27 protein-coding genes are annotated in these 23,819 nt (G+C 60.1%); 8 read left to right on the top strand and 19 right to left on the bottom strand.

What is annotated here, in order from left to right; translation table 11 throughout:
• Nucleotides 1-143: 143 nt before the first annotated feature.
• The 6 genes from ACIQ47_RS03360 to ACIQ47_RS03335 all read right to left on the bottom strand — a co-directional run bounded on the left by ACIQ47_RS03360 (nucleotide 144) and on the right by ACIQ47_RS03335 (nucleotide 3,810).
• Entirely contained in the window at nucleotides 144-440 is a 297-nt protein-coding gene (locus ACIQ47_RS03360) for a HigA family addiction module antitoxin (protein WP_396436841.1), read from the bottom strand.
• Nucleotides 441-450: 10 nt separating this feature from the next.
• A complete protein-coding gene (locus ACIQ47_RS03355) occupies nucleotides 451-729 on the bottom strand; it encodes a type II toxin-antitoxin system RelE/ParE family toxin (protein ID WP_396436840.1) in 279 nt (92 codons plus the stop codon).
• A 61-nt stretch (nucleotides 730-790) separates the two neighbouring features.
• Complete coding sequence (locus ACIQ47_RS03350; protein ID WP_396436839.1) at nucleotides 791-1,861, bottom strand: integrase; 1,071 nt, start codon at nucleotides 1,859-1,861, stop codon at nucleotides 791-793.
• Between the two features lie 18 nt (nucleotides 1,862-1,879).
• Nucleotides 1,880-2,137 carry a hypothetical protein gene (locus tag ACIQ47_RS03345; RefSeq protein WP_396436838.1) on the bottom strand — a complete coding sequence of 86 codons (258 nt, stop codon included), beginning with the start codon at nucleotides 2,135-2,137 and terminating at the stop codon, nucleotides 1,880-1,882.
• Nucleotides 2,138-2,437: 300 nt separating this feature from the next.
• Entirely contained in the window at nucleotides 2,438-2,839 is a 402-nt protein-coding gene (locus ACIQ47_RS03340) for an RNA-binding S4 domain-containing protein (protein ID WP_396436837.1), read from the bottom strand.
• A gap of 20 nt (nucleotides 2,840-2,859) precedes the next feature.
• Complete coding sequence (locus tag ACIQ47_RS03335; RefSeq protein WP_296290917.1) at nucleotides 2,860-3,810, bottom strand: SDR family oxidoreductase; 951 nt, start codon at nucleotides 3,808-3,810, stop codon at nucleotides 2,860-2,862.
• 47 nt (nucleotides 3,811-3,857) lie between these two features.
• Between ACIQ47_RS03335 and ACIQ47_RS03330 the strand changes: the two genes are divergently transcribed.
• Nucleotides 3,858-4,898: a CDP-6-deoxy-delta-3,4-glucoseen reductase gene (locus ACIQ47_RS03330; protein WP_396436836.1), complete on the top strand. Its 1,041-nt coding sequence runs from the start codon at nucleotides 3,858-3,860 to the stop codon at nucleotides 4,896-4,898.
• A gap of 23 nt (nucleotides 4,899-4,921) precedes the next feature.
• Nucleotides 4,922-5,887, top strand: coding sequence for a tripartite tricarboxylate transporter substrate binding protein (locus ACIQ47_RS03325; protein WP_296290919.1), 966 nt, complete (start codon nucleotides 4,922-4,924; stop codon nucleotides 5,885-5,887).
• Here ACIQ47_RS03325 and ACIQ47_RS03320 read toward each other — a convergent pair whose 3' ends face one another.
• From ACIQ47_RS03320 to ACIQ47_RS03290, 7 genes are all read right to left on the bottom strand, one after another.
• Entirely contained in the window at nucleotides 5,888-6,604 is a 717-nt protein-coding gene (locus ACIQ47_RS03320) for an ABC transporter ATP-binding protein (RefSeq protein WP_296290920.1), read from the bottom strand. It lies immediately after the preceding gene.
• Between the two features lies 1 nt (nucleotide 6,605).
• Nucleotides 6,606-7,406 (bottom strand): ABC transporter ATP-binding protein, encoded by an 801-nt coding sequence (locus ACIQ47_RS03315; RefSeq protein WP_396429090.1) that lies wholly within the window; start codon nucleotides 7,404-7,406, stop codon nucleotides 6,606-6,608.
• A complete protein-coding gene (locus ACIQ47_RS03310) occupies nucleotides 7,403-8,479 on the bottom strand; it encodes an ABC transporter ATP-binding protein (RefSeq protein WP_296290922.1) in 1,077 nt (358 codons plus the stop codon). Before ACIQ47_RS03310 ends, ACIQ47_RS03315 begins: the two co-directional genes overlap by 4 nt.
• 11 nt (nucleotides 8,480-8,490) lie before the next feature.
• On the bottom strand, nucleotides 8,491-9,420 hold the full coding sequence (locus ACIQ47_RS03305; RefSeq protein ID WP_396436835.1) for a branched-chain amino acid ABC transporter permease: 930 nt from the start codon (nucleotides 9,418-9,420) through the stop codon (nucleotides 8,491-8,493).
• Nucleotides 9,421-9,606: 186 nt separating this feature from the next.
• On the bottom strand, nucleotides 9,607-10,905 hold the full coding sequence (locus ACIQ47_RS03300) for a replication-associated recombination protein A (RefSeq protein ID WP_396436834.1): 1,299 nt from the start codon (nucleotides 10,903-10,905) through the stop codon (nucleotides 9,607-9,609).
• A 20-nt stretch (nucleotides 10,906-10,925) separates the two neighbouring features.
• Nucleotides 10,926-11,612, bottom strand: a complete 687-nt coding sequence (lolA, locus tag ACIQ47_RS03295; RefSeq protein WP_396436833.1) for an outer membrane lipoprotein chaperone LolA — start codon at nucleotides 11,610-11,612, stop codon at nucleotides 10,926-10,928.
• A gap of 5 nt (nucleotides 11,613-11,617) precedes the next feature.
• The gene (locus ACIQ47_RS03290; RefSeq protein ID WP_396436832.1) at nucleotides 11,618-14,017 is read right to left on the bottom strand and encodes a DNA translocase FtsK; all 2,400 of its coding nucleotides are present in this window, start codon (nucleotides 14,015-14,017) and stop codon (nucleotides 11,618-11,620) included.
• A 193-nt stretch (nucleotides 14,018-14,210) separates the two neighbouring features.
• On the opposite strand from ACIQ47_RS03290, the gene trxB reads away from it, so the two are divergent.
• The 3 genes from trxB to rpmG all read left to right on the top strand — a co-directional run bounded on the left by trxB (nucleotide 14,211) and on the right by rpmG (nucleotide 15,992).
• A complete protein-coding gene (trxB, locus tag ACIQ47_RS03285; RefSeq protein ID WP_396436831.1) occupies nucleotides 14,211-15,170 on the top strand; it encodes a thioredoxin-disulfide reductase in 960 nt (319 codons plus the stop codon).
• Between the two features lie 391 nt (nucleotides 15,171-15,561).
• Nucleotides 15,562-15,795: a 50S ribosomal protein L28 gene (rpmB, locus tag ACIQ47_RS03280; protein ID WP_396436830.1), complete on the top strand. Its 234-nt coding sequence runs from the start codon at nucleotides 15,562-15,564 to the stop codon at nucleotides 15,793-15,795.
• Between the two features lie 26 nt (nucleotides 15,796-15,821).
• Nucleotides 15,822-15,992, top strand: a complete 171-nt coding sequence (rpmG, locus tag ACIQ47_RS03275; protein ID WP_006298735.1) for a 50S ribosomal protein L33 — start codon at nucleotides 15,822-15,824, stop codon at nucleotides 15,990-15,992.
• A gap of 154 nt (nucleotides 15,993-16,146) precedes the next feature.
• Here the strand turns inward: rpmG and ACIQ47_RS03270 are convergent, their stop codons facing one another.
• A complete protein-coding gene (locus ACIQ47_RS03270; RefSeq protein WP_396436829.1) occupies nucleotides 16,147-17,358 on the bottom strand; it encodes a fatty acid desaturase in 1,212 nt (403 codons plus the stop codon).
• A 113-nt stretch (nucleotides 17,359-17,471) separates the two neighbouring features.
• Entirely contained in the window at nucleotides 17,472-18,770 is a 1,299-nt protein-coding gene (locus ACIQ47_RS03265; protein ID WP_396436828.1) for an RsmB/NOP family class I SAM-dependent RNA methyltransferase, read from the bottom strand.
• 54 nt (nucleotides 18,771-18,824) lie between these two features.
• Here ACIQ47_RS03265 and ACIQ47_RS03260 point away from each other — a divergent pair, with 54 nt between their 5' ends.
• Nucleotides 18,825-19,061: a DUF1653 domain-containing protein gene (locus ACIQ47_RS03260; RefSeq protein ID WP_396429094.1), complete on the top strand. Its 237-nt coding sequence runs from the start codon at nucleotides 18,825-18,827 to the stop codon at nucleotides 19,059-19,061.
• Here the strand turns inward: ACIQ47_RS03260 and purN are convergent.
• Entirely contained in the window at nucleotides 19,018-19,629 is a 612-nt protein-coding gene (gene purN, locus ACIQ47_RS03255; RefSeq protein ID WP_396436827.1) for a phosphoribosylglycinamide formyltransferase, read from the bottom strand. The two genes, ACIQ47_RS03260 and purN, sit on opposite strands and share 44 nt — an antisense overlap.
• Nucleotides 19,630-19,748: 119 nt before the next feature.
• Between purN and ACIQ47_RS03250 the strand changes: the two genes are divergently transcribed.
• Both ACIQ47_RS03250 and ACIQ47_RS03245 read left to right on the top strand, forming a co-directional pair.
• Entirely contained in the window at nucleotides 19,749-20,930 is a 1,182-nt protein-coding gene (locus ACIQ47_RS03250; protein ID WP_396436826.1) for an acyl-CoA dehydrogenase family protein, read from the top strand.
• Between the two features lie 12 nt (nucleotides 20,931-20,942).
• Entirely contained in the window at nucleotides 20,943-22,058 is a 1,116-nt protein-coding gene (locus ACIQ47_RS03245; RefSeq protein ID WP_396429097.1) for an acyl-CoA dehydrogenase family protein, read from the top strand.
• A gap of 195 nt (nucleotides 22,059-22,253) precedes the next feature.
• On the opposite strand, the gene ACIQ47_RS03240 is transcribed toward ACIQ47_RS03245, so the two are convergent.
• The 3 genes from ACIQ47_RS03240 to ACIQ47_RS03230 all read right to left on the bottom strand — a co-directional run.
• Nucleotides 22,254-22,547 carry a BrnA antitoxin family protein gene (locus ACIQ47_RS03240; RefSeq protein ID WP_396436825.1) on the bottom strand — a complete coding sequence of 98 codons (294 nt, stop codon included), beginning with the start codon at nucleotides 22,545-22,547 and terminating at the stop codon, nucleotides 22,254-22,256.
• On the bottom strand, nucleotides 22,516-22,794 hold the full coding sequence (locus ACIQ47_RS03235) for a BrnT family toxin (RefSeq protein ID WP_396436858.1): 279 nt from the start codon (nucleotides 22,792-22,794) through the stop codon (nucleotides 22,516-22,518). Before ACIQ47_RS03235 ends, ACIQ47_RS03240 begins: the two co-directional genes overlap by 32 nt.
• Nucleotides 22,795-22,867: 73 nt before the next feature.
• On the bottom strand, nucleotides 22,868-23,819 hold a 952-nt coding region (locus tag ACIQ47_RS03230), incomplete at its 5' end, for a DNA ligase (protein WP_396436824.1).

Raw genomic sequence — 23,819 nt, 5'->3', positions numbered from 1 at the left:
AACGGCTGCGGCATCGTTGGGATCACAGGGACTATCAGTGGCGGTGTGTGCAATGGGCGCGTCTTGTGCGGCCTCGCGCTTGACTCGCTTCCAATCGCTAACGGCAGATTTTCTGTTTGGCTGCGCCATTTTTTTTTACGTCCTCAAACTGGTGCAATGGCCGTCATCGGCTTGATGCGGCTTCGGTCCTTGGCGCTTTGCCTTGCCGTCCAAAGGTCACGCTGGGTTTGCAGCGCCAGCCAATACCCCTGATTCGTGCCCAAAGCCTCGGACAAGCGGAGGTCCATGTCGGCGCTTACGGCAGCATGACCATGCAAGACACGCGACAACATCACCCGACTGATTCCGATGTGTGCGGCAAAGGCGGTCACGCTCACGCCCAGGTCATCCAGCCAGCCTGTGAGCAGTTCGCCGGGGTGTGCGGGGTTGTGCATGTTCATGGTGTGTCTTTCAGTGGTAATCCACGTAATCCAGTAATTCAACATCCTGACCAACAAAGCGAAACGTCAGCCGCCAATTGGCTTGCACGGTCATGGCATGAAAGCCTGCACGGTCACCTGATAAGCCATGCAGTCGCCACGATGGGCGCATCAAATCTTGCGGCCCAATGGCGACACTCAGCGCCGTCAGCAACTCGCGCAATCGCTTGGCATGAATGGGTTGAATGCCTGCCATGCCACCCGTTTGATAGAAGGCCTCAAGCCCTTTGTGTCGGAATGAAAGAATCATAATCTGTAAATCATGGGTTTACAAGTCGCACATTGGCAACTTGCATTTGTCTTTTGGTTTTTCATGCCGCCACCCTCGATGCAATATGCACCACGCTGGCGCTGCTCACGGTCAGGAATCGTTGCAGCGTCTCTAAGGCTTCCAACTTTTGCGGCGCGTAATCGTGCCCGTCATAGCTGGCAGCTTGCACCCCCGTCACGCCATGGCTCAGCAAGTGCCCCCGGATTTCTTGGCTAACGCGCAGGCTGGCCAATGCGGTCTCCACGCCAGAACGAATGCGCTTGGCTTGAAACTGGCCCACTGGTTTATCCGTCAGCACCCACTCCAGTCCAGTGGCTGCATCTTTGGCCCAATCTGCAATCGCCTTGGCGCTCACGGGTGACGCGCCGCCACCCACCGACAAAGGGAACTCGCCGGGGTTCAGCGCCAGCAAAGTGTGCAGGGCTTCCCGGGCGGCAGGCAGAAGCGGGATGGTGTGAGGCCTTGCGCCTCGGCCTGTGCGTCCTTTGGCATCCAGCAAGGTGATAGCGCCCTCGCCCACGTTGGCCCTGACCAGCTGGCGCAGTTGTTCGATGCGCTGGCCACCTGTCGGCAAATGCAGGCGCAGCACGGCACCCCGGACACCTTGCAGCGGCTCGATGGCTTGCCAATATTGGCGCAGGTGCACGGGCATCAAAGGGTTTTTGTCGGGCACCAACTTGATGGCCACGGTCTCAGCGGCGGGATTGTGTTGCACCCCATAGCTCTTAAAGTGCACGGGCACCAGCAGGCTCAGCTTGGATGTTCGGGCCATCTCAAAGGCTGCGCGGCAATAGCTCCGAAGCTTTCCGGCGGTGCGCTCTTTCCCGGCTTCGCGCAGGCCACGCAGCAGGTCAGCCACTTGCTCAGCGGTCACCAGTGCGGCGGTGGTGTTGGCCAGCTTGGGGGCACCATCAATCAGGTGCAGCCGCACCAAGCCCCGGACCTTGGCGTGTGAAGTCTTACCCTGGTGCTCCAGCTCGTTGGCGTAATCGGCCATCAGTGCCCCAAAGGTGAATTTGGAGGCGCGTTCCTTTTCGGCCTTGGCTTGGGCTTTGGCCTCTGTTTCTGCTCGGTCCAGTGCTCTCGGGTCGTCGCCCTTGTTCAGCGTCACGGCCAGCGCCTGTGCTGCCTAGCGGGCGGCGTCAATGGTCCAGTCGGTCGTGGAACCAATGGTGCGGCGAATGGTTTGGCGGTTCAGCTTTTTCTCGAAGACGAAGGACTTGGCCCCGGTATTGGTCACCCGCACGCGCAGCGCAGGCACCTCGCTGTCTCGCAAAAAGGCTTGGCACTTGATATCCGTGCGGCAGCTCAGGCGGTCGATGGCCCCCACGGTCAGATTAATGCGCTCGGTCAGGTCCAGTGCCTCGCTTTTTTTGGGTCGTGCCATGCTTGTCCCCAGCTTGCGGTGTAACCACCGTGTAGCCACTGTGTAGCCAAATTCGCCCCATTTTGGGGAATATCAATCAACAGTTGCGGCTGTCATTTTGTCCAGTATACAGACCTAAGTTGTTGATTTATATTGATTATATCTACATTACTCAACACAAAGAAATGGATACCCAAGGGGACTCAAAATCCCCCGCCGCAAGGCGTGCCGGTTCGAGTCCGGCCCCGGGCGCCAGACCAAAGCCGCAAGTTCAATGAACTTGTGGCTTTTTTCTTAGGCGCTTCACTGTTGAGCTTGCCCTCAATCGATCCCCGCACTCCACCGGTCGTTCCAGTTGCGCTCAATCTGTCTACGGTCGCGTTTGGTGGGGCGGCCTTGCTCGATGCTCAGCGCCGGCTCGCGGGCCAAGCGGTGCTGCTCGGCGGCTTTTTGGCGGGCTTCGGTGCTTTCTGGCGTTTCTTCGTAAAGCAACTGGGCCACAGGCGCCGGGCCACGCGCACCGCTCACACCCAAGACCCGCACCGTGCGCTCCACCGCGCCTTGACGCAGGCGCACCGTGTCGCCTGCCTTGACTTCGCGCGAGGCCTTGGCATCTTGCCCATTGACCTGCACGCGGTTCTTGCCGATTTCTTCGCTGGCGATGCTGCGGGTTTTGAAAAAACGTGCAGCCCACAGCCATTTGTCGATGCGCAAGGAATTCATCGCAGAGGGTCCAGAAAACATCAGATCAGCTGGCCTTGTGGGCTCAGGCCATCGCGCACATGCGGGTACCGCAGCTTGAGCCGCAGTTCCTGCTTCATGCGCGTGTTGTCCAGGCGCCGGGACTCGCTCATGAAACTCAGCAGCATCAAGGGCAAGGCTGAGCTGGCTTGGTCACGCGGCAGGCGGGGCGGTTTGGGCAGGCCGAACAAGCCGGCGGCCAAATCAAAATAATCGCCCATTTTCAGATCGGTGTCGTCGGTGACATTGACCACACGCTGGGGTTTACCGCGCCACAGCGCTGCCGCACAAGCGCGCGCCAGGTCGTTGGCATGGATGTGGTTGGTGTAAACATCGTCTTTGGCCACCAGCACCGGCGTGCCTTTGAGCAAGCGCTCACGGGGTGTGCCGCCTTCTCGGTCGGCCGCGTAGATACCGGGAATGCGCAACACGCTCACCCGCACACCGCTGCGCCCCAAAAACCGCATCAGGTTTTCCGCATCCACACGGCGCTGGGCGCGTGGCGTGTGGGGATTCACAGTCTGCGTTTCATCCACCCGCTGCCCGCCGCAGTCACCGTAAACGCCCGTTGTGGAGCCATACACCAGCGCCAGCGGGGGCGTGCGCAAACGCAAAGCGCGCACCAGCACCAAGCTGCGCGGATCACGCTCGGACGCGCCCGCACGGTCGGTCGGCGGTGGTGCCAGGTGAATCACACGGTGGGCTATGCCCGCCAAGCGTTGAATGCTCGCGGGATCGTCCAAGTTGCCTTGTAAAGGCGTGATGCCGCAAGCGCGCAGCAAACGCACGCGATCCGGCGAGGAAGTCAACGCCATCAGGCGAACGCGTTGGCTTTGCGGTGCCCCCAGCTGGCCCGCCGTGCGCAGCCCCACGTCGCCACAGCCCACGATCAGGACACGCTGGCGACGAAAGCGGGCAGGCAGCGCGCCCAAGGGGGTTTGGTTTGAAGGCAAAATCAGGGGTTCCGGGTCGATTGCAACCCCTCAAGGATACCCAAAAGATGAGCTTTCAGATTTCCGTGCAGCCCAGCGGCCGCAGCTTCACCGCCGACACCAACGAGACCCTGCTGGCCGCCGGCATTCGCCAGGGCATCGGCCTGCCCTATGGCTGCAAAGACGGCGCCTGCGGTTCGTGCAAATGCAAAAAAGTTTCGGGCACTGTGATCCATGGCCCGCACCAGTCCAAAGCCCTGAGTGACGATGAAGAAGCCCAAGGCTTGGTGCTGACTTGCTGCGCCACGGCCCAAAGCGATGTGGTGCTCGAATCCAAGCAAGTCACCGCTGAAGGTGGCTTACCCGTCAAGAAGATGCCAGTGCGGGTGGTCACTCTGGAAAAGAAATCACACGACGTGATCGTGCTGAAACTGCAACTGCCTGCCAACGACGTGATGAAGTTCCACGCCGGTCAGTACATCGAATTTTTGCTGCGCGACGGTTCACGCCGCAGCTACAGCATGGCGAACGCCCCGCACACCCTCGAAGTGGCCCCGCCCACGGTAGATCTGCACATCCGACACATGCCCGGCGGCAAGTTCACCGACCCGGTGTTCACCACCATGAAGGAAAAAGACATCCTGCGCGCCGAAGGCCCGTATGGCAGCTTTTACCTGCGCGAGGACAGCAGCAAGCCCATCGTGCTGCTGGCTTCGGGCACCGGCTTTGCCCCCATCAAGGCGCTGATCGAGCACATGCAGCACCGGGGCATCACCCGGCCCGCCACGCTGTACTGGGGCGGCCGCCGCCCGGCGGACCTGTACATGGCCGACTGGGTGGAGGCCCGTTTGGCCGAGATGCCCAACCTGCGTTATGTGCCCGTGATCTCGAACGCCGAAGCGCAAGACCAATGGACTGGCCGCACCGGCTTTGTGCACCAAGCGGTTTTGCAAGACTTTCCGGATTTGTCAGGCCATCAGGTCTATGCCTGCGGCGCGCCCATCGTGGTGGACTCGGCCAAGCGCGACTACGTGGCCCAAGGCGGTTTGCCCGAAGAGGAGTTCTTCGCCGATTCATTCACCTCCGAGGCTGACAAAGCCAAAGCCTAAAACCCCTTTTTCTGGAGCCCCTCATGACCTTGATCACCCGCCGCCAATTCACTGCTGCCTCAATCGTCCTCTCGGCCCCGGCCTGGGCTCAGGGCAAAACAATCCGCATCATCGTGCCCTATGCACCGGGTGGCCCCATCGACGTCACGGCGCGCGCCTTGGCCGAGCGCGTGAAAGACAGCCTGGGCACGGTGATCATTGAAAACCGCCCCGGCGCGGGTGGCAACCTGGGCGCGGACCTGGTGGCCAAAGCCACGCCCGATGGCCTGACGATCGGCATTGCGGCCACGGCCACGCACGCCATCAACCCTTGGCTGTTTGCCAAAATGCCGTACGACGCCAGTCGCGACTTTGCGCCTATCACGCAAATGCTGCGCGTGCCCAATGTGCTGGTGATGAACGCCGAAACCGCGCAGCGCCTGAGGATCAACACGCTGGCCGATTTGGTGGCTTATGCCAAGGCCAACCCCGCCAAGCTGAATTTTGGTTCCGGTGGCAACGGCAGCGCGGGACATTTGGCGGGCGAGATGTTCAAACGCGCCGCAGGTATTTTTGCGGTGCATATTCCCTACAACGGAGGCAACCCCGCGCAGTTGGCTTTGTTGTCGGGGCAGGTCGACTTCAACTTTGACAACCTGGCCACGGCTGCGGCCAACATCAAGGCAGGCCGACTCAAAGCCCTGGCCGTCACCACTGCCCAGCGCAGCAATGCCCTGCCCGATATTGCGAGCATGAGCGAAACCCTGAAAGACTTTTCGATCGACACTTGGTGGGGTCTGGTGGCTCCTGCGGCCACGCCCCGCGATGTGGTGGAACGCCTGAACAAGGCGTTTGTGGCTGCGCTGCAAGCCCCAGAAACCAAAACACGCTTTGCACAACTGATGGCCGAACCCGTGGGCAACACGCCAGAGCAGTTTGGTGCGTTCATGAAAGCAGAACTGACCCGTTACGAAGGCGTGGTCAAGGCCAGCGGTGCACGGGTGGACTGATCACTCGCCCAGATAGGCTGCGCGCACTTTAGGGTCTGCCAGCATGTCTTTGCCCACGCCCGTCATGGTGATGAGGCCCGAGTCCATCACATAACCGCGATCGGCAATCGCCAGCGCACGGCTGGCGTTTTGCTCCACCAGCAGCACCGTCACGCCTTGGGCGTACACATCGCGCACCACCTCAAAGATCTTGTCGACCATGATGGGCGACAAGCCCATGGACGGCTCGTCCAGCAGCAAGACCTTGGGGCGGCTCATCAGGGCACGGCCCATGGCCAGCATTTGCTGCTCGCCACCGGACATGGTGCCGGCCAGCTGGTCTTTGCGTTCACGCAGCCGCGGAAAGATGGTGAACATCTTCTCGATGTCGTCGGCAATACCAGCATTGTCCGAGCGGATGTACGCGCCCATTTGCAGGTTTTCGGTGATGGTCATGCGGGTGAACACGCCGCGGCCTTCCGGCACCATGGCCAGGCCTTGCTTGACCAGATCCCACGGGCCTTGGCCTTTGATGCTTTTGCCCAGGTATTCGATGTCACCCGCTTGCAAGGGCAAGGTACCGGTGATGGCTTTCATGGTGGTGGTTTTGCCAGCGCCATTCGATCCGATCAATGAGACGAGTTCACCTTCCCGTACCTCAAGGCTCACGCCCTTGACCGCCTGAATGCCGCCGTAGCCGACTTGCAGGTCTTTGACTTTCAACAGAACATTGGCCATCTCAGTGCCCTCCCGTGCCCAGATAGGCCTCAATCACTTTTTCATTTTTCTGCACATCGGCGGGCGTGCCTTCGGCAATCTGCTTGCCGTAGTCGAGCACCGTGACACGGTCACACAAGCCCATGACCAGCTTCACATCGTGTTCGATCAACAAAATGGTCCGGTTGTCTTTGCGGATCTGGTCAATCAATTCGCGCAACTGAATTTTCTCGGTCGCGTTCATACCGGCTGCAGGCTCATCGAGGGCAATCAGCTGCGGATCAGTGGCCAAGGCGCGGGCGATTTCCAGGCGACGCTGGTCACCATATGACAGCGTGCGGGCTTTGTAGTCGGCGTATTTGCCGATGCCCACGTAGTCGAGCAGCTCTTGCGCACGCTGGGCAATCGCAGCCTCTTCGGCCTTGAAGCCGGGCGTGCGAAAAATCGCCCCCAGCAGACCCGAATGGGTGCGCACATGGCGGCCCACCATCACGTTTTCGAGGGCCGTCATTTCGGCAAACAAGCGGATGTTCTGGAACGTACGGGCAATGCCCGCCTTGGCCACTTCGTGCACCGCTGTGGGCTGGTAGGGCTTGCCTGCCAGCTCAAAAGTGCCGCTGTCAGGGGTGTACAGGCCGGTGATGACGTTGAAAAACGTGGTCTTGCCCGCACCGTTGGGACCGATCAGGCCATAGACCTGACCGCGCTGGATGGTGATGCCCACGTCAGAAAGGGCCTGCAGGCCGCCGAATTTTTTGGAGATGCCTGAGACGTTGAGAACAGTGTCTTGGTTGGCGGTTGGATTCATGGTCTGCTCCTTCATTTCGCCGTGAGCGATTTGCCGTGCTCAGGCGAAGGCCACAGCCCGCGAGGCCGCATCAACATGATCACGATCATGGCCAGGGCCACCAGCAACTGGCGCAAGATGGCCGCGTCGAGGCGCCCCCCGGTCATCTCCTGCAAGGGGCCGGCCACATAGCGCAGCACTTCGGGCAAAGCCGACAACAAAATGGCCCCCAGAATCACACCGGGCAAATAGCCCAACCCACCCAAAACCACCATGGCCACGATCATCACCGACTCCATCAAACTGAAGGACTCGGGCGAGATGAAGCCCTGGAACCCAGCAAACATCGCGCCTGACACACCCCCAAAAGTGGCGCCCATGCCAAAGGCCAGCAGCTTCAGGTTGCGGGTGTTCAGCCCCATGGCTTTGGCAGCGACTTCGTCTTCACGGATCGCCATCCAGGCACGGCCAATGCGGGACACCTCCAGACGGTGCGAGATCAAAATCGTCACCAGCACCAGGCTCAGGAACAGGTAGTAGTAAAGCGAAACCGAGGCGATTTCAAAATCGCCAATCATCAGTTTTTGACCCAGGTTCACACCAAAGATCGAAATGGGATCGATCTGGGACAAGCCCTTGGGGCCATTGGTGATGTTGACCGGGTGGTCCAAGTTGTTCATGAACACACGGATGATTTCACCAAAACCCAAAGTCACGATGGCCAAATAGTCGCCACGCAATTTGAGCGTGGGCGCCCCCAGCAGCATGCCGAACAAACCCGCCAAAGCGGCAGCCACAGGCAAGATGAGCCAAATGGGCATGTGCATACCCGTGGGGTAGGCGGCAGCGATCCACGCAAAGGTGTTGGTCAGATGGGGTGACGACAGCAGGCCGTACATGTAAGCCCCCACCGCGAAAAAAGCCACATAACCCAGGTCAAGCAGACCCGCGTAGCCCACCACGATGTTCAGCCCAATGGCCAGCAGGATGTAGAGCAATGCCATGTCGGCAATGCGCACCCAAGCGTTGCCAAACATTTGCAGGATCAGGGGCAAGGCGATGAGCGCTGCGCCGATCAGGATGTACTGAAGTGTCTTGTTGTTTTTCATGTTCACCTCCATCAAGCGCGGTCGGCCACACGTTCACCCATGAGGCCCGAGGGGCGTAGGGTCAACACGATGATCAAAACAATGAACGCAAAAATGTCGGTGTAGTGGCTGCCCAGCACACCCCCAGTCAGGTAACCGATGTAGCCCGAACCAATGGCTTCGATCAGGCCCAGCAAAATACCACCAATGACGGCTCCGGCCAGGTTGCCAATGCCGCCAAACACCGCCGCTGTGAAGGCTTTGAGGCCAGGCAAGAAGCCCATCGCGTGTTGCGCCGTGCCGTAGTTTGACGCGTACATCACACCGGCAATGGCGGCCAACACGGCACCGATCACAAAGGTGGCCGAGATGACCATGTCAGGCTTGACGCCCATCAAGGCGGCCACACGCGGGTTCTCGGATGTGGCGCGCATGGCGCGGCCTAAGCGGGTGTAATTGACCAGCCACATCAAGATGGCCAAGGACACGGCCGTGACGCCCAAAATCATGATTTGTGTGGGCGTGATCACCACACCACCCATGTTGATGGGCGTGCTGGACAGCAGTGTGGGGTAAGCCTTGTAATTGGGCTTCCAGATGATCATGGCCAAGGTCTGCAGCAAGATGCTCATGCCAATGGCGGTGATCAGGGGGGCCAGCTTGGGGCTGTTGCGCAAAGGTCGGTAAGCGATTTTTTCAATGGTGAAGTTGAGCACCACCGCCACCACACAAGCGATCAAGGTGGCCAAAATCAATATGACCCAACCCGGAGCACCGGGCATGGCGCCCTGCATCATGCCGATGGCAGACCAGCTCGTCAAAGCGCCCACCATCAGCACTTCTCCGTGCGCAAAGTTGATCAGGTTGATGATGCCGTACACCATGGTGTAGCCCAAGGCCACCAAGGCGTACATGCTGCCCATGACCAGGCCGTTGATGACCTGCTGCAGAAAGACGTCCATTGATTTCTCCGTGTTTTGAACTGCGCTTAACAGCTCTTCGCTTCGGTTGTTGTTTTCAGATCAGGCCGCACCTTGTGGGCACACCAAACCACTAGCAAAAACCCCGCCAGATTCATGCGATACCGGGCGGGGTGGCGGGATTGTAGTGAAAGAAAGGTTCCCGTCGGTACTCATTGCTGTCGGGACTTACCCTTTGGCTGAATTTTTCTTTGTCAATTCTTCCAGTTTGTCAGCAATTTTGATTTCTAGCCCCCTGCGTACAGGCCGATAAAAACCGGGCTCGGGCATGCCCTCGGGCAAATAACGCTCACCCGCCGCAAAGCCATCTTCTTCGTCATGCGCATAGCGATAGCCCTTGCCATAGTCCAGCTGCTTCATGAGTTGGGTGGGCGCATTGCGCAAATGCATGGGCACAGGGCGGGTGCCATCTTGCTTGACCCAGGCTTTGGCCTCCTTGAATGCTTTGTAAGCGGCATTCGATTTGGGGGCCACCGCCAAGTAAATCACACACTGTGCCAGCGTCAACTCGCCCTCGGGGCTGCCCAGTCGTTCGTACACGTCGGCAGCGTCCAGCGCCATGCGCAGGGCACGCGGGTCGGCCAAGCCAATGTCTTCACTGGCCATGCGGATCAGGCGGCGGGCCATGTAGCGCGGATCCGCACCCCCGTCGAGCATGCGCACGAACCAATACAGGGCGGCATCCGGGTCTGAGCCCCGCACCGATTTGTGCAGCGCGCTGATGGTGTCGTAGAACTGCTCGCCGCCTTTGTCGTAGCGGCGCATGCGCTCGCCCAGCACCCGCAGCAACCAAGCGTCGGTCACCGGGTCGATGCTTTCTTGCTGGGCCGCCATGGCCAGCGTCTCCAGGGTGTTGAGCAGACGCCTGGCGTCACCATCGGCATAGGCCAGCAAGCGGGCCAGTGCCTCTGGCTCGATGGCGGGAATGGCCTGGATGGCCCGGGCCCGCACCACGATGTGCTGCAAGTCGTCCTCGGAAAGGGGCTGCAGCACGTACACAGCCGCACGGGAAAGCAAGGCCGAGTTGACCTCAAAAGACGGGTTTTCGGTGGTGGCCCCAATGAAGGTGAACAGCCCACTTTCGACATGCGGCAAAAAAGCGTCTTGCTGGCTTTTGTTAAAGCGGTGCACCTCGTCCACAAACATGATGGTGCGTTGGGGGTCCAAGCCCGTGCGGGCGGCTTCGGCTTTCTCTACGGCTTCGCGGATGTCTTTGATGCCCCCCAACACGGCACTGATGCTCAAAAATTGTGCCTCAAACGCATCGGCCATCAAACGGGCGATGGTGGTCTTGCCCACGCCAGGCGGGCCCCACAAAATGCAGCTGTGCGGCTGGCCCGACTCGAACGCCAAGCGCAAGGCCATGCCTTCGCCCAACAAATGCTGCTGGCCAATCACCTCACCCAAGTGGCGCGGGCGCAAGCGCTCGGCCAGGGGGGCGTGGGGCGACATGGGAGCAGGTTTCATAACCACGGGCCCAGCCCGCTTCAAGGTTTGATCACGTCGGCACCCGCCGGGGGCTTGAAGGCGAAGGTACTGGCGGGCAAAGCCGGGTTGAGTTCGAAGACAGAAAAGCTCAGCAAAGAGCGCTGACCGAGGCTGTCTTGCACGTCCAACACCGCCAGCTCGGGCCCAGCAGCACTGACACGCAAGCCGACCATGACCGAGCGGATCGGGCCCTCACGCTGCACGGGCGTCGCGCGCACCCATTGCAGGCCATCCTGGACCGGCTCGGCGGTGAACTGGAAATCGGCTTTGAGGGCCTGCAAATCGGAAGCTGCTGTCAGCAACGCGGCCGGTGTGGCCCCCAACACCTGGGACTGTGGGCGCGCCGTGACCTGGTTCAGGTCCACATCGTGCAACCACAGGGTCTGACCATCGGCCACCAAGGTTTGCAAAAAGGGCTTGCGGTAATCAAAGCGGAACTTGCCTGGCCGTTGAAATTCAAACCGACCCGTCGATGTCTTGGTTCGCGCCACCTGCCCCGCCCTGGTTGGCGAAGTGACGACCTGGGTGAAGTCGGCACGGCCGCTGCGTGCTTGCTTCATGAACTGGGCCAGCAGGTCCACGCTGTCGGCCTGTGCGGGCAGGGCCAAGGCCCACACCGCAACGGCCAACACAGCCCTGCCACCCCAACCCAGCACCGTGCGGCGCGGTCCAACATTGTTTTTCATTCGCTTCACTCTGCCCGTGCGGGCACCAAAATTTCACGCTGGCCACTGCCGCTCATGGCGCTGACCAGTCCGGCTTTTTCCATGTCTTCCACCAAACGGGCAGCGCGGTTGTAGCCAATCTTGAGGTGGCGCTGAACCAATGAGATGCTGGCCTTGCGGTTCTTCAGCACCACTTCCACCGCTTGGTCGTACATCGGGTCTTTTTCTGAGTTGTCGCCCTCGGCCAGCATGCCGCCATCGTCGTCGGTGGTGCCTCCTTCGAGCACGCCTTCGATGTAATCGGGCTCACCCTGGCTCTTGAGGTAATTCACCACGCGGTGCACTTCCTCGTCACTCACAAAAGCGCCGTGCACCCGGATCGGGAAGCCCGTGCCCGAAGGCATGTACAACATGTCACCCATGCCCAAAAGGGCTTCGGCCCCCATTTGGTCCAGGATGGTGCGGCTGTCGATCTTGCTGGAGACCTGGAACGCAATGCGGGTCGGAATGTTGGCCTTGATGAGACCGGTGATCACGTCCACGCTGGGGCGCTGCGTGGCCAAAATCAAATGGATGCCGGCCGCACGGGCCTTCTGGGCCAGGCGGGCAATCAGCTCTTCGATCTTCTTGCCCACCACCATCATCAGGTCGGCCAACTCGTCGATCACCACCACGATGTGCGGAAGGCGCTTGAGCGGTTCGGGATCGTCCGGCGTGAGGCTGAAGGGGTTGTAGATGAACTCTTCGCGGGCTGTGGCATCGTCAATTTTCTGGTTGTAACCGGCCAGATTGCGCACGCCCATTTTGCTCATCAACTTGTAGCGCTTTTCCATCTCGCCCACACACCAGTTCAGACCATTGGCAGCTTGGCGCATGTCGGTCACCACCGGGGCCAGCAGGTGTGGAATGCCTTCATAAACCGACATCTCCAGCATCTTGGGGTCGATCATCAAGAGGCGCACATCACGCGCTTCGGCCTTGTACAGCAGCGACAGGATCATGGCGTTGATACCGACCGACTTGCCCGAACCCGTGGTGCCCGCCACCAGCACATGCGGCATCTTGGCCAGATCGGCCACCACCGGGTTGCCGATGATGTCCTTGCCCAGACCCATGGTCAACATGGACTTGGCTTCGTTATAGACCTGCGAGCCCAGAATCTCGCTGAGTTTGATCGACTGGCGCTTGGCGTTGGGCAACTCCAGTGCCATGAAGTTCTTACCCGGAATCGTCTCGATCACCCGGATCGACACCAGACTGAGCGAACGCGCCAGGTCTTTGGCCAAGTTCACCACCTGGGAGCCCTTGACGCCGGTCGCCGGTTCGATTTCGTAACGCGTGATCACCGGACCGGGGGCTGCAGCCACCACACGCACCTCGACACCAAAATCCTTGAGCTTTTTCTCGATCAGACGGCTGGTCATTTCCAGCGTATCCGGTGAGACGGTTTCTTGCCGAATGGACAGGCTGTCGAGCAAATCCACCTGAGGCAGCTTGCTGTCGGGCAGTTCGTTGAAGAGCGGTTTTTGTCGCTCCTTGACCACGCGGTCGCTGCGCGGCACATCCATCACGGGGGACTCAATGACCCTTGGCACAGCCTTGGTCACAGGAATGGACACAGCAGGCAAATCCAACTGACCCTCTGGCGAAACAAGACCAGGCAGGTTCACATCCCACTCCGGATCGATGGCCAGGGGCGATAAGGCCTGTTGGCGCTCGCGCAAAGCCTGTTGGCCCAAGGCCATGTCTTCTTCGATCTCGCGCTTTTCATGCCGCGACCGGATCAAAGCATCGAGCTGAGCACCGATTTTTTCGGCCAACTGACCCCATGAAAACCGGAACACCATGGCCACGCCCACCAAGGACAGCACAATGCCCAAAAGGGCTGAGCCGTTGAAGCCCAAGCCACGCTCAGCAACCGCGCCAGCCCAATAACCCAGCACACCGCCGCTGTGCCCAGGCAAGCCGGTTTCGAGTCGGTACAAACGCGTCCACTCCAGCCCGCAACTGGCCACGAGCAACACGGCCAAACCCAGCCAAAACACCCACAAACTGCGCTGCCACGAGGGCTTGTCCAAATCATCCTGCGGGTCAACGCCGCGCAACCATCGGGCCAAAGCCACCAACCAGGCCCGGTAGCCCGCCACCACACACCACCAAGCTGAAAACCCGAACATGAAATAAGCCAGATCCGCGACCCAAGCCCCCCAGCGACCCACCCCATTGCGCACGGCCGCGCTGCTGCCCGAAGTGGACCATGCCGGATCTTGCGGGTGATAACTCCACAAAGCCGCAGTCAAAAAGAGGAGCAGACCGGCACCCAGCAGCAAAAGGATTTCTTGGGCAAAACGTGACCACAAGGTCACTGGCGCAGCGGGGGCGGCGTCAGGGCCATCTCGGGTCAGGGTGTTCAGTGAGTAAGTCATAAATGAAGACTCAAGCTTACCCGATCAAGGCCAGCCCCGGCGCATCGGCTTGCACCCTTTTGCCAGGGGTGCTGTCCCACGACCGACAAAGCCGCCGCAAAGCCTTAAAGCCCAATGCGTTGGCGTGTTTCTTACAATGGGGGTTGGTGTAATTTTTCGCACCGCTTTGTCTTTTTACCAGATGGCCCTTTTCATGTCGACCCCAACCCAACACGCACACGTTCTCATTCTCGGCTCTGGCCCCGCCGGATACAGCGCCGCCGTTTACGCCGCACGCGCCAACCTCAAACCCGTCTTGATCACCGGCATGGCGCAAGGCGGCCAGCTCATGACCACCACCGAAGTGGACAACTGGCCCGCTGACGTGCACGGCGTGCAAGGCCCGGACCTGATGCAACGTTTCCAGGAGCATGCCGAGCGTTTCAACACCCAAATCATTTTTGACCACATCCACACCGTCAAGCTCGAGCAGCGTCCCTTCACCCTGATCGGCGACAGTGGCACTTACACCTGCGACAGCCTGATCATCGCCACCGGCGCTTCGGCCAAATACCTGGGCCTGCCGTCAGAGACTGCCTTCATGGGCCGCGGCGTGAGCGGCTGCGCCACCTGCGACGGCTTTTTCTACCGCGACCAGCTGTGCTGCGTGGTGGGCGGCGGCAACACGGCCGTTGAAGAAGCCCTGTACCTCTCCAACATCGCCAGCAAGGTCTATCTGATCCACCGCCGCGACAAGTTCAAGGCCGAACCCATTCTGGTGGACAAGCTGATGGACAAAGTGGCCGCTGGCAAGATCGTGCTGAAAACCTTCCAAACCCTGGAAGAGGTGCTGGGTGACAACACCGGCGTGACCGGCGTGCGCTTGAAAAGCACCAAAGACGGCAGTTTGGAAGACGTGGAACTCAAAGGCTGCTTCATCGCGATTGGCCACTCTCCCAACACCGACATCTTCCAAGGCCAGCTGGAACTGGAAAACGGCTACATCGTGACCCAAAGCGGCCTGAAGGGCTTTGCCACCCAAACTTCGGTGCACGGCGTGTTCGCTGCAGGCGACGTGCAAGACCATGTGTACCGCCAAGCCATCACCAGCGCGGGCACGGGCTGCATGGCAGCGCTTGATGCCCAGCGCTTTTTGGAACAGAACAACGGTTGAAGCCCTGCCATTTGGCCGCAGCTCAGCAGGCCAAATGGCGTTTGTGCGCCATCAGCGAGCCTCCCCCATGGCGCTGCGTGTGCCTGCCGGGGTGATGTGGCAAAGCGAAGCGCCTCTGAACCCCGGCAGGCACCCGCAGCGCCTCACCACCAAAGCTCAAACCACCCTGAATTTTTTAACAAAAGACCGTCCACAGAGTCCAAACTCCCCGGTTTCTGGCTATAATTCAAGGCTTTGCTGGAACTGCCCGGATTGTCATTCGGGGTCACAGAGACAGCAATCTGGGATACCGCCACCCATCTTGGCGAGGTGAGGCTGGAGCGCCAGGCCCCGTGCAGATCTGCACGAGACCCATCGGCACCGGCTGTTTGAAAAGTATCGGAGTGTCCACATGGCACGCGTTTGCGAAGTAACGGGCAAAGGCCCAATGACGGGAAACAACGTTTCCCACGCCAACAACAAAACCAAGCGCCGGTTCCTGCCGAACCTGCAATACCGTCGTTTCTGGGTTGAAACAGAAAACCGTTGGGTGCGTTTGCGCGTTTCCAGCGCCGCTCTGCGCCTGATCGACAAAAATGGTATTGATGCCGTGCTCGCAGACCTGCGCTCACGCGGTCAAGCCTAAACCCAGAACATTAGGAGTCATCTACCATGGCAACCAAAGGCGGACGCGAAAAAATCAAGCTGGAATCCACAGCAGGCACGGGTCACTTCTACACGACCAGCAAAAACAAGAAAACCATGCCCGAGAAAATGTCGATCATGAAGTTCGATCCCAAAGCTCGCAAGCACGTTGAATACAAGGAAATCAAGCTGAAGTGATTCGGCCTGAGCCTTCCAACCAAAAACCCGCCTCTGGCGGGTTTTTTCTTGCCGGAAAGGGCGGCGAGCTGGGCCTCGGAACAAACTCAGGGTGACATGATCCGCCCCAGTAAAAAAGGACCCGAAGGTCCTTTGTCATGGTATTTTCAACGCCTCAAGCTGTTTGACGCACCGCGCGCAATTTGACCGAAAAATCGCGCAAAGCGGCGATACCACTTTCTTCGGCACTGCGGCACCAAGCCTGCAGATCTGCCGCCAGTTGTTCGCGCGAATGCGAGGTGTTGAGCCAAATCTGGCTCAATTCTTCGCGCATTTGCACCATCTTGTCCAACGCCGGACTGGCCGCACGGGCCAGCTTCAGTTGGGCCTGAGCAGCGGCTGGTACTTTGGAAGCGTCACGGTGCAACCAGCGCTTGGCCGTTTGCACAGCGTCGGCATCGAGTTTGAGTTTGCTCGCTTCCTCTTGCATCATGAGCCGTACATGGCGTGCATAACCAGCCATGACTTCGTAGCGGTTGGCGATCAGCGCTTCCAGGGTCTTTTCATCGGCCACAGGGCGAATGTCACCGTAAGCCAAGCGCGGAGGTGTCTTTTTGACGGTGGCCAGCCCCAGGGTTTCGAGTGTTCGGATGTACAACCAGCCGATGTCGAACTCGTAAGGCTTGACCGACAACTTGGCCGACGTGGGGTAAGTGTGGTGGTTGTTGTGCAACTCTTCGCCACCGATCAGGATGCCCCATGGCGAGATGTTGGTGCTGGCGTCGTGCGCCTCAAAGTTGCGGTAACCCCAGTAGTGGGCTGCACCGTTGATGATGCCAGCGGCAGTGGCGGGAATCCAGGCCATTTGAACCGCCCAGACCGTCAGGCCCAAAAAGCCAAAGAGCGCCACGTCAATGATCAGCATCAAGGCCACACCTTGCCAGGAAAAGCGGGTGTAGAGATTGTGCTCGATCCAGTCGTCGGGCGTGCCGTGACCATAGCGCTGCAGGGTTTCCTTGTTTTTGGACTCCTGGCGGTACAGCTCGGCACCCTTGAACAAAACGGTTTTGATGCCGTGCACATGCGGGCTGTGCGGGTCTTCAGCTTGCTCGCACTTGGCGTGGTGTTTGCGGTGGATAGCGGCCCACTCCTTGGTCACCTGGCCAGTGGTCAGCCACAGCCAGAAACGAAAGAAGTGCGAGGGAATGGCGTGCAGGTCCAAAGCGCGGTGCGCCTGGTGACGGTGCAGAAAAATGGTGACGCTGGCTATGGTGATGTGGGTCAGGGCCAAGGTGATCAGCACCATTTGCCACCAGGCCAGATCGAACAGGCCATGGCCCATCCAGTGAATCACCGCATCCCAAAAAGCCCAATCAGGCAAGAACATGAGTCTGTCTTTCTACTGTAGCCCGGATTTCAGGCCATTCATTGATTTTAAGTTTACCGCCGCCAAAAGGACAGCAGTTTCAAAGCATCAGGAATCCATGAGGTCTTAAATGTTTACTTTTTAACCCAAGCTGCTGCAAAAAAACCATCTGTGGCATGGCGGTGAGGCCACAAGCGCAGAAATGTACCGCCAGATTGCTCATTCGTCGACTCATCAACCGAAAGTGCCGGGGAACACAAGCTGGCGGCGGCGGGCACCTTGAGCCGTTCAAGTTCTTGGGCCACATTGAGGGGAACAAAGTCGGGGTTGGCAGCGCTGAAGGCTTGCGCGATCAGCTCGTTTTCTTCGGGCAACATGCTGCAAGTGGCATACACCAAGCGGCCGCCCGACTTGACCATGCGTGAGGCACTTTGCAAGATGGCTTGTTGCTTCTCGGTCAACTCCAGAACAGCTTGGGGCTTTTGCCGCCATTTCAAGTCGGGGTTGCGGCGCAAGGTGCCCAGGCCCGAGCAAGGGGCATCGACCAGCACGCGGTCGATCTTGCCCGCCAGGCGCTTGACGCGGTCATCGCGCTCATGGGCAATGGCCGCCGGGTGCACATTCGACAAGCCGCTGCGTGCCATGCGAGGTTTGAGCGCATCCAGGCGGTGGCCCGACACGTCAAAGGCGTACAAGCGGCCCGTGCTGCGCATGGCCGCGCCCAGCGCCAGCGTCTTGCCACCTGCACCGGCACAAAAGTCCACCACCATCTCGCCCCTGTGGGCGTCCACCAGCAAGGCCAAAAGCTGCGAACCTTCGTCTTGCACTTCGATGGCGCCCCGCGTGAACGCATCGGTTTTTTGCAGGGCAGGCTTGCCTTGCAAGCGCAGACCCCAAGGCGAATACGGCGTGGGTTCGGCGGCAATGCCTGCTTGCGCCAGCTCTTTTTGGATCTCGCTGCGCTTGGCCTGGAAGGTGTTCACGCGCAAGTCCAGCGTGCCCGGTTGCTGCAGGTGTTCGGCCAGCGCCCAGAAGTCGTTGCCCAATTGGGCCTGCAGGGCTTGCGCCATCCACTCGGGCAAATTGTGGCGGTGCGGGGCCATCAGCGCGTCAGCGGGAATCGCATCGCAAGTGGCCAACCACTGCTTTTCGGTGTCATTGAGCGCCGAAGCCAGAAAATCGCGCGGGCCCCAAAACCCCAAAATGGCCAGCTTGCGCTCCTTGGCTCCCGAGCCCGAACGGGCCAGTTGCTCATACAACAGCTTTTTGCGCAACACGGCAAAGGCGGTTTCAGCCAAGGTGGCGCGTTCGCGGGGCCCCAGGGCACGGTGTTCACGAAAAAAGCGCGACACGACAGCGTCGGCGGGATGTTCAAATTGGAGGACCAGCCTGACCAAATCGGCGCAGGCGTCTAAAAGGGCTTTGGGATGCATAGAGGTGCATTGTCCCATCCCCAACCCTTGTGACAGACACACATCAGGAAAGACATGTCAGAACCACTGCCACCGATGATCGAAACGCCCAAAGGGCTCTACCAACACTACAAGGGGGGTCAATACCGCGTGCTGGGCACCGTGCGCCACAGCGAAGACTTGCAGCCCATGACGCTTTACCAGGCCCTGTATGGCGAGCAAGGCCTGTGGGTACGCCCCGCCGCCATGTTTGCCGAAGTGGCCGAATTCAACGGCCAGCTTCAACCACGCTTTGCGCGCATTGGGGATTAAAAAATGCGGCCACGGCGCGTGGGTAAATCAGGTGCTCTTGCGTGAGCACCCGTGCAGCCAAGTCTTCAGCAGTGTCACTGGGCAGCACCGGCACCACCGCTTGCGCCAGAATGGGGCCGTGGTCCAGATCGGACGTGACCTGGTGCACCGTGGCCCCGGCAAATTGGCAACCAGCATCGATGGCGCGCTGGTGGGTGTTCAGCCCCGGAAAAGCGGGCAACAAGGACGGGTGAATGTTGAGCAAGCGCCCGGCGTAATGCGCCACAAAACCCGGCGTGAGGATGCGCATGAAACCCGCCAACACCAGCAAATTTGGGGCAAAACGGTCGATCTCGGCCATCAGGGCGGTGTCAAATGCTTCTCGGCTGGCAAAGCCTTGATGGTTGAGCACCACCGTGGCAATGCCCTGGGCTTGGGCCCAAGCCAGGCCAGAGGCATCAGCCTTGTTGCTGATCACGGCCGCGACACGCACGCTCAGCCGCTGCGCCCACTGCGCTTGCTGGGCGGCGCGCACGATGGCCGCCATGTTGGAGCCTGCGCCGGAAATCAAAATAACGATGTTTTTCATGACGCTGTGGATTATCCCTGCGCGCCCAAGGTCGAATGCTTTTTGTCGCACCAAGGACAGGCCGGAAAGCGCTGCGCATGATAAAAAGCACGGTCGTTTGATTTTGAAAGAAAACCTCCATGGATTTGGCATTCACACCTGAAGAACTCGCGTTCCGCGACGAGATCCGCACCTGGGTCAAGGCAAACTTGCCCCCCGAGTTGTCCCACAAAGTCCACAACGCGATGCGCCTGACGCGTGATGACATGCAGGCCTGGTCCAAAATTCTGGGCAAAAAGGGATGGCTCGGTTGGGGCTGGCCCACACAGTTTGGCGGCCCCGGCTGGTCCGCCATCCAAAAGCACCTGTTTGAAGAAGAGTGCGCCTTGGCCGGTGCTCCCCGAGTGGTGCCTTTTGGCCCCGTGATGGTGGCCCCAGTCATCATGGCCTTTGGCAACGCCGAGCAGCAGCAGCGCTTTTTGCCCGGCATCGCCAGCGGCGAAGTCTGGTGGAGCCAGGGCTACAGCGAGCCGGGATCCGGCTCGGACCTGGCCTCGCTGAAAACCCGCGCCGAGCGCCAAGGCGACAAATACATCGTGAATGGCCAAAAAACCTGGACCACCCTGGGCCAGTACGGCGAGTGGATTTTCTGCCTGGTGCGCACCAGCACTGAAGGCAAGCCCCAAACCGGCATTTCCTTTTTGTTGATCGACATGAAATCGCCCGGCATCACCGTGCGCCCCATCAAGCTGCTCGATGGCGAATGCGAGGTCAATGAAGTCTGGTTTGACAACGTCGAAGTGCCGGTGGAAAACCTGGTGGGCGAAGAAAACAAGGGCTGGAACTACGCCAAGCACCTGCTGGCCCACGAGCGCACCAACATCGCCGACGTGAACCGCGCCAAGCGCGAGCTCGAGCGCTTGAAGCGCATCGCCAAAGCCGAAGGCGTCTACGACGACCTGCGCTTCCGCGATGAAATCGCCAAGCTCGAAGTCGACATCGTGGCACTCGAAATGTTGGTGTTGCGTGTCTTGTCGGCCGAAAAGTCCGGCAAGAACTCACTCGACATTGCCGGTCTGCTCAAAATCAAGGGCAGCGAAATCCAGCAGCGCTACACCGAGCTGATGATGCAAGCGGCCGGGCCTTTTGCCGTGCCCTGCATCTTTGAAGCCATGGAAGCGGGCTGGCAAGGCAACTTCCCCGGCGGCACCCTGGCCAATGCGCCCCTGGCCGCCAATTACTTCAACATGCGCAAGACCACCATTTATGGCGGCAGCAACGAAGTGCAACGCAACATCGTCGCCCAGACAGTTCTGGGTTAAGGAGACAAGCACATGGATTTCGATTTTTCTGACGACCAAGAACAACTGCGTGACGCGGTGCGCAAATGGGTGGACAAGGGATACGACTTTGACCGCCGCCGCGCCATCGTGGCGGCCGGAGGCTTTGACCGCGCCGCTTACACCGAGCTGGCCGAACTGGGCCTGACGGGCTTGTATGTGAGCGAAGAACACGGCGGTATGGGCATGGGCCCGACCGAAGCCATGGTGGCCATGGAAGAGTTGGGGCGCGGCATCGTGCTCGAACCCCTGACCCAAACCCTGATCGCCAGCGCCACCCTGCAAACCCACGCCCCTGCTGCCCTGCAAGCGGCCTGGCTGCCACGCATGGCGACAGGCGAAGCCATTGTGGTGCTGGCGCATCAAGAGCGCGCTGCGCGCTACCAACTGAGCCGCTGCGCCGCTGTGGCCTCTGAATCGGGTGACGCCTGGACTGTGAGCGGCACCAAGAGCGTGGTGGCCGTGGGCGACCAGGCCGATGCCTTCATCGTTCCCGCCATGGCCAAGGGCGCTTTGGCCTTGTTCTTGGTCGAGCGCACCGCCAGCGGTGTGAGCACCCAGGGTTACCTGACGCAAGACGGCTCACGCGCCGCCGAAGTGGTCTTGAGCCAAGCCTCTGCCCAGCTCATCACCCTGAACGGCCTGTCGGCTCTTGAGGAAGCGGTGGACATCGGCATCGCCTGCAGCTGCGCCGAAGCCGTGGGCGTGATGGACAAGACCTTGGCCATCACCGTGGACTACATGAACACCCGCAAGCAATTCGGTGTGGCCATTGCCAGCTTTCAGGCCCTGCGCCACCGCGTGGCCGACATGAAGATGCAGCTGGAGCTGGGCCGCTCGATGAGCTACTACGCCAGCCTGAAATTGCACGCCCCGGCCGAAGAACGCCGCCGCGCCATGGCGCGTGCCAAGTACCAGCTCGGCACCTCCATGCGTTTCATCGGCCAGCAGTCGGTGCAGTTGCACGGCGGCATTGCGGTGACGGACGAGTACATCGTGAGCCATTACTTCAAGAAATTGACTCAGTTGGACATGACGTTTGGCGACACCTTGCACCAACTGGGCGAAGTGTCGGCCCGCATGCAGGAGACGGCGGGCGTGTTCGCCTGATCCGATCAACGAACCCCGGCCAGGCGGGAGGGCGGCGCGGGTCGGGCGATGTGGCAAAGCCAAGCGCCTCTGAGGCCGAAACGCGCCGCCCTTTCGTCTTGCGGCTCAACACCATAATCGTTTGAATGAGCCATGCAAGAACAAGGCCCCGAAAGGGGTTTTTTTCTCAAAACTTCGTGTTGGCAAATCTGCGAACTACAGCGTGGATTGGGCTCGCACCCAGTCACGCATGGCGTCATTCATTCGGGTCTGCCAACCCTTGCCGGTGGACCGGAAAGCTTCCAGTACATCGGCATCAAAGCGGATGGTGATGCGTTCTTTGACAACCTCAGCCCTTGGACGCCCTCGTGGCTTGAGCATCGTCTGTGCGGCCTGGGGTCCAAACAGCTCGGGCAACACCTCAGATGCAGGGCGGGCTAGGGCAAAGTCTGCATCCGTCCATTCCGGGTTGTCGGAATCAATCAGTTCTGAATTTGGGCGTTTTGGCATATTTCTTGACCTCTCTCGAATTGGCCTTGCGCAGGCTGATGACATGCACCTTGCCTTCGCGCGGCGTGAAGACCATGGCGTGCAAGCGTTCCCCGATGTACCCCAGCACCTGAAATCGCCGCTCTCCATACGCTTTGCGGGTGTCCTCCTCCATCAGTGCAGTGGCCCACTCCGACAGCTCGACGAGCTCAAACGACAAACCACGGCTCGCTATGTTGGAGCCGTTTTTGGCTGGATCGAATCTAATGTGTGTCCTCTTATTGTATGCACATTAAATGAAGGTTGCAAGTTTTTTATACATTCCGAATACCCTTGATGACTCACTCCGCCTCGCGCACCCGCAGAAAAGACGCAAAACGCGGCAGGCCCCAAGGCGTGCGGTCACGGTATCGGTAAGTGACCCAAGCCCCCACGGGCGGAGGGTTGCGGCGCTGGGAATCGCTCAGGCCCGAGCCCAAGGCAAAGCGCTGGCCCGACGGCATTTGCACCAGCAAAGCCCCGGTCATGCCCAGCAAACGCCCTTTACCCGGCTGGTGGCCCACCACGAGCCCCTCCTCGTCCTGTTCGGGTTTGAGCTTGAACAGTGCATCGCTGCGGCCGGGCTGCCACAGGGCATCGGCGCGGTGCAGCATCAGCCCCTCGCCGCCTTGGCGCACCGTCTCCTGCAAAAGCGCTTGCAAAGCGCGGGCGTCGTTCACCTCAAGCTGCGCGACCGGCATCAGCCAGGGCTGCTGCGCCTGAGCCAAGGTCGACTGCATAAATGCCACCCGCTGTGCAAACGGTGCGGCGTGGCCTGGCGCGTCAAACACCAGGTACTTCACCGCCCGCCAGGCCTCGTCATCGGGCTCGGCTTGCCGCACTGCGCCAGACAGCCGGTCAAACGCCCCACGGGCCATCCACAACTCGCCGTCGAGCGCGACCCGGGGCAGCGCCGACAAAAACCAAACCGGGGCCGCAATCACCCGGCCACTGCGAAAACGCAAGACCTGCCCATCCCAGACGGCCCGAACGCCGTCGAATTTTTCACTCACTGAAAACCCTTGTGGCGAACGCCCTGGGGGCCAGGGCATGGCCAGCTGAACGCCACTCGGCTCCCCAGACGGAACCGGCCCCACGGCCTGGGCCCAAACACTGGGCATCAGCCAAGGCGACAAGAGCAGCGCCGACAAGCTGGCGCGTCGGCACAGGCCTGAAGTGGGTGCCTGAGGCCGGCGCGAAGCGCGGCCCTCGAGTGGGGCCGGGTCGCGGCCTGGCAAAAAAGCCAAAGCTGGG

Source organism: Limnohabitans sp. (genome assembly GCF_044373035.1).
In the GTDB taxonomy this organism is placed as follows: domain Bacteria; phylum Pseudomonadota; class Gammaproteobacteria; order Burkholderiales; family Burkholderiaceae_C; genus Limnohabitans_A.
This window is presented reverse-complemented; position numbering and strand designations above follow the sequence as displayed.

Bases quoted from the DNA above. Each gene is read 5' to 3' on its own strand.
- ACIQ47_RS03360 (WP_396436841.1), bottom strand. From the start codon at position 440: ATGAACATGCACAACCCCGCACACCCCGGCGAACTGCTCACAGGCTGG.
- ACIQ47_RS03355 (WP_396436840.1), bottom strand. From the start codon at position 729: ATGATTCTTTCATTCCGACACAAAGGGCTTGAGGCCTTCTATCAAACG.
- ACIQ47_RS03345 (WP_396436838.1), bottom strand. From the start codon at position 2,137: ATGGCACGACCCAAAAAAAGCGAGGCACTGGACCTGACCGAGCGCATT.
- ACIQ47_RS03340 (WP_396436837.1), bottom strand. From the start codon at position 2,839: ATGAATTCCTTGCGCATCGACAAATGGCTGTGGGCTGCACGTTTTTTC.
- ACIQ47_RS03330 (WP_396436836.1), top strand. From the start codon at position 3,858: ATGAGCTTTCAGATTTCCGTGCAGCCCAGCGGCCGCAGCTTCACCGCC.
- ACIQ47_RS03325 (WP_296290919.1), top strand. From the start codon at position 4,922: ATGACCTTGATCACCCGCCGCCAATTCACTGCTGCCTCAATCGTCCTC.
- ACIQ47_RS03320 (WP_296290920.1), bottom strand. From the start codon at position 6,604: ATGGCCAATGTTCTGTTGAAAGTCAAAGACCTGCAAGTCGGCTACGGC.
- ACIQ47_RS03315 (WP_396429090.1), bottom strand. From the start codon at position 7,406: ATGAAGGAGCAGACCATGAATCCAACCGCCAACCAAGACACTGTTCTC.
- ACIQ47_RS03310 (WP_296290922.1), bottom strand. From the start codon at position 8,479: ATGAAAAACAACAAGACACTTCAGTACATCCTGATCGGCGCAGCGCTC.
- ACIQ47_RS03305 (WP_396436835.1), bottom strand. From the start codon at position 9,420: ATGGACGTCTTTCTGCAGCAGGTCATCAACGGCCTGGTCATGGGCAGC.
- ACIQ47_RS03300 (WP_396436834.1), bottom strand. From the start codon at position 10,905: ATGAAACCTGCTCCCATGTCGCCCCACGCCCCCCTGGCCGAGCGCTTG.
- lolA (WP_396436833.1), bottom strand. From the start codon at position 11,612: ATGAAAAACAATGTTGGACCGCGCCGCACGGTGCTGGGTTGGGGTGGC.
- ACIQ47_RS03290 (WP_396436832.1), bottom strand. From the start codon at position 14,017: ATGACTTACTCACTGAACACCCTGACCCGAGATGGCCCTGACGCCGCC.
- trxB (WP_396436831.1), top strand. From the start codon at position 14,211: ATGTCGACCCCAACCCAACACGCACACGTTCTCATTCTCGGCTCTGGC.
- rpmB (WP_396436830.1), top strand. From the start codon at position 15,562: ATGGCACGCGTTTGCGAAGTAACGGGCAAAGGCCCAATGACGGGAAAC.
- rpmG (WP_006298735.1), top strand. From the start codon at position 15,822: ATGGCAACCAAAGGCGGACGCGAAAAAATCAAGCTGGAATCCACAGCA.
- ACIQ47_RS03270 (WP_396436829.1), bottom strand. From the start codon at position 17,358: ATGTTCTTGCCTGATTGGGCTTTTTGGGATGCGGTGATTCACTGGATG.
- ACIQ47_RS03265 (WP_396436828.1), bottom strand. From the start codon at position 18,770: ATGCATCCCAAAGCCCTTTTAGACGCCTGCGCCGATTTGGTCAGGCTG.
- ACIQ47_RS03260 (WP_396429094.1), top strand. From the start codon at position 18,825: ATGTCAGAACCACTGCCACCGATGATCGAAACGCCCAAAGGGCTCTAC.
- purN (WP_396436827.1), bottom strand. From the start codon at position 19,629: ATGAAAAACATCGTTATTTTGATTTCCGGCGCAGGCTCCAACATGGCG.
- ACIQ47_RS03250 (WP_396436826.1), top strand. From the start codon at position 19,749: ATGGATTTGGCATTCACACCTGAAGAACTCGCGTTCCGCGACGAGATC.
- ACIQ47_RS03245 (WP_396429097.1), top strand. From the start codon at position 20,943: ATGGATTTCGATTTTTCTGACGACCAAGAACAACTGCGTGACGCGGTG.
- ACIQ47_RS03240 (WP_396436825.1), bottom strand. From the start codon at position 22,547: ATGCCAAAACGCCCAAATTCAGAACTGATTGATTCCGACAACCCGGAA.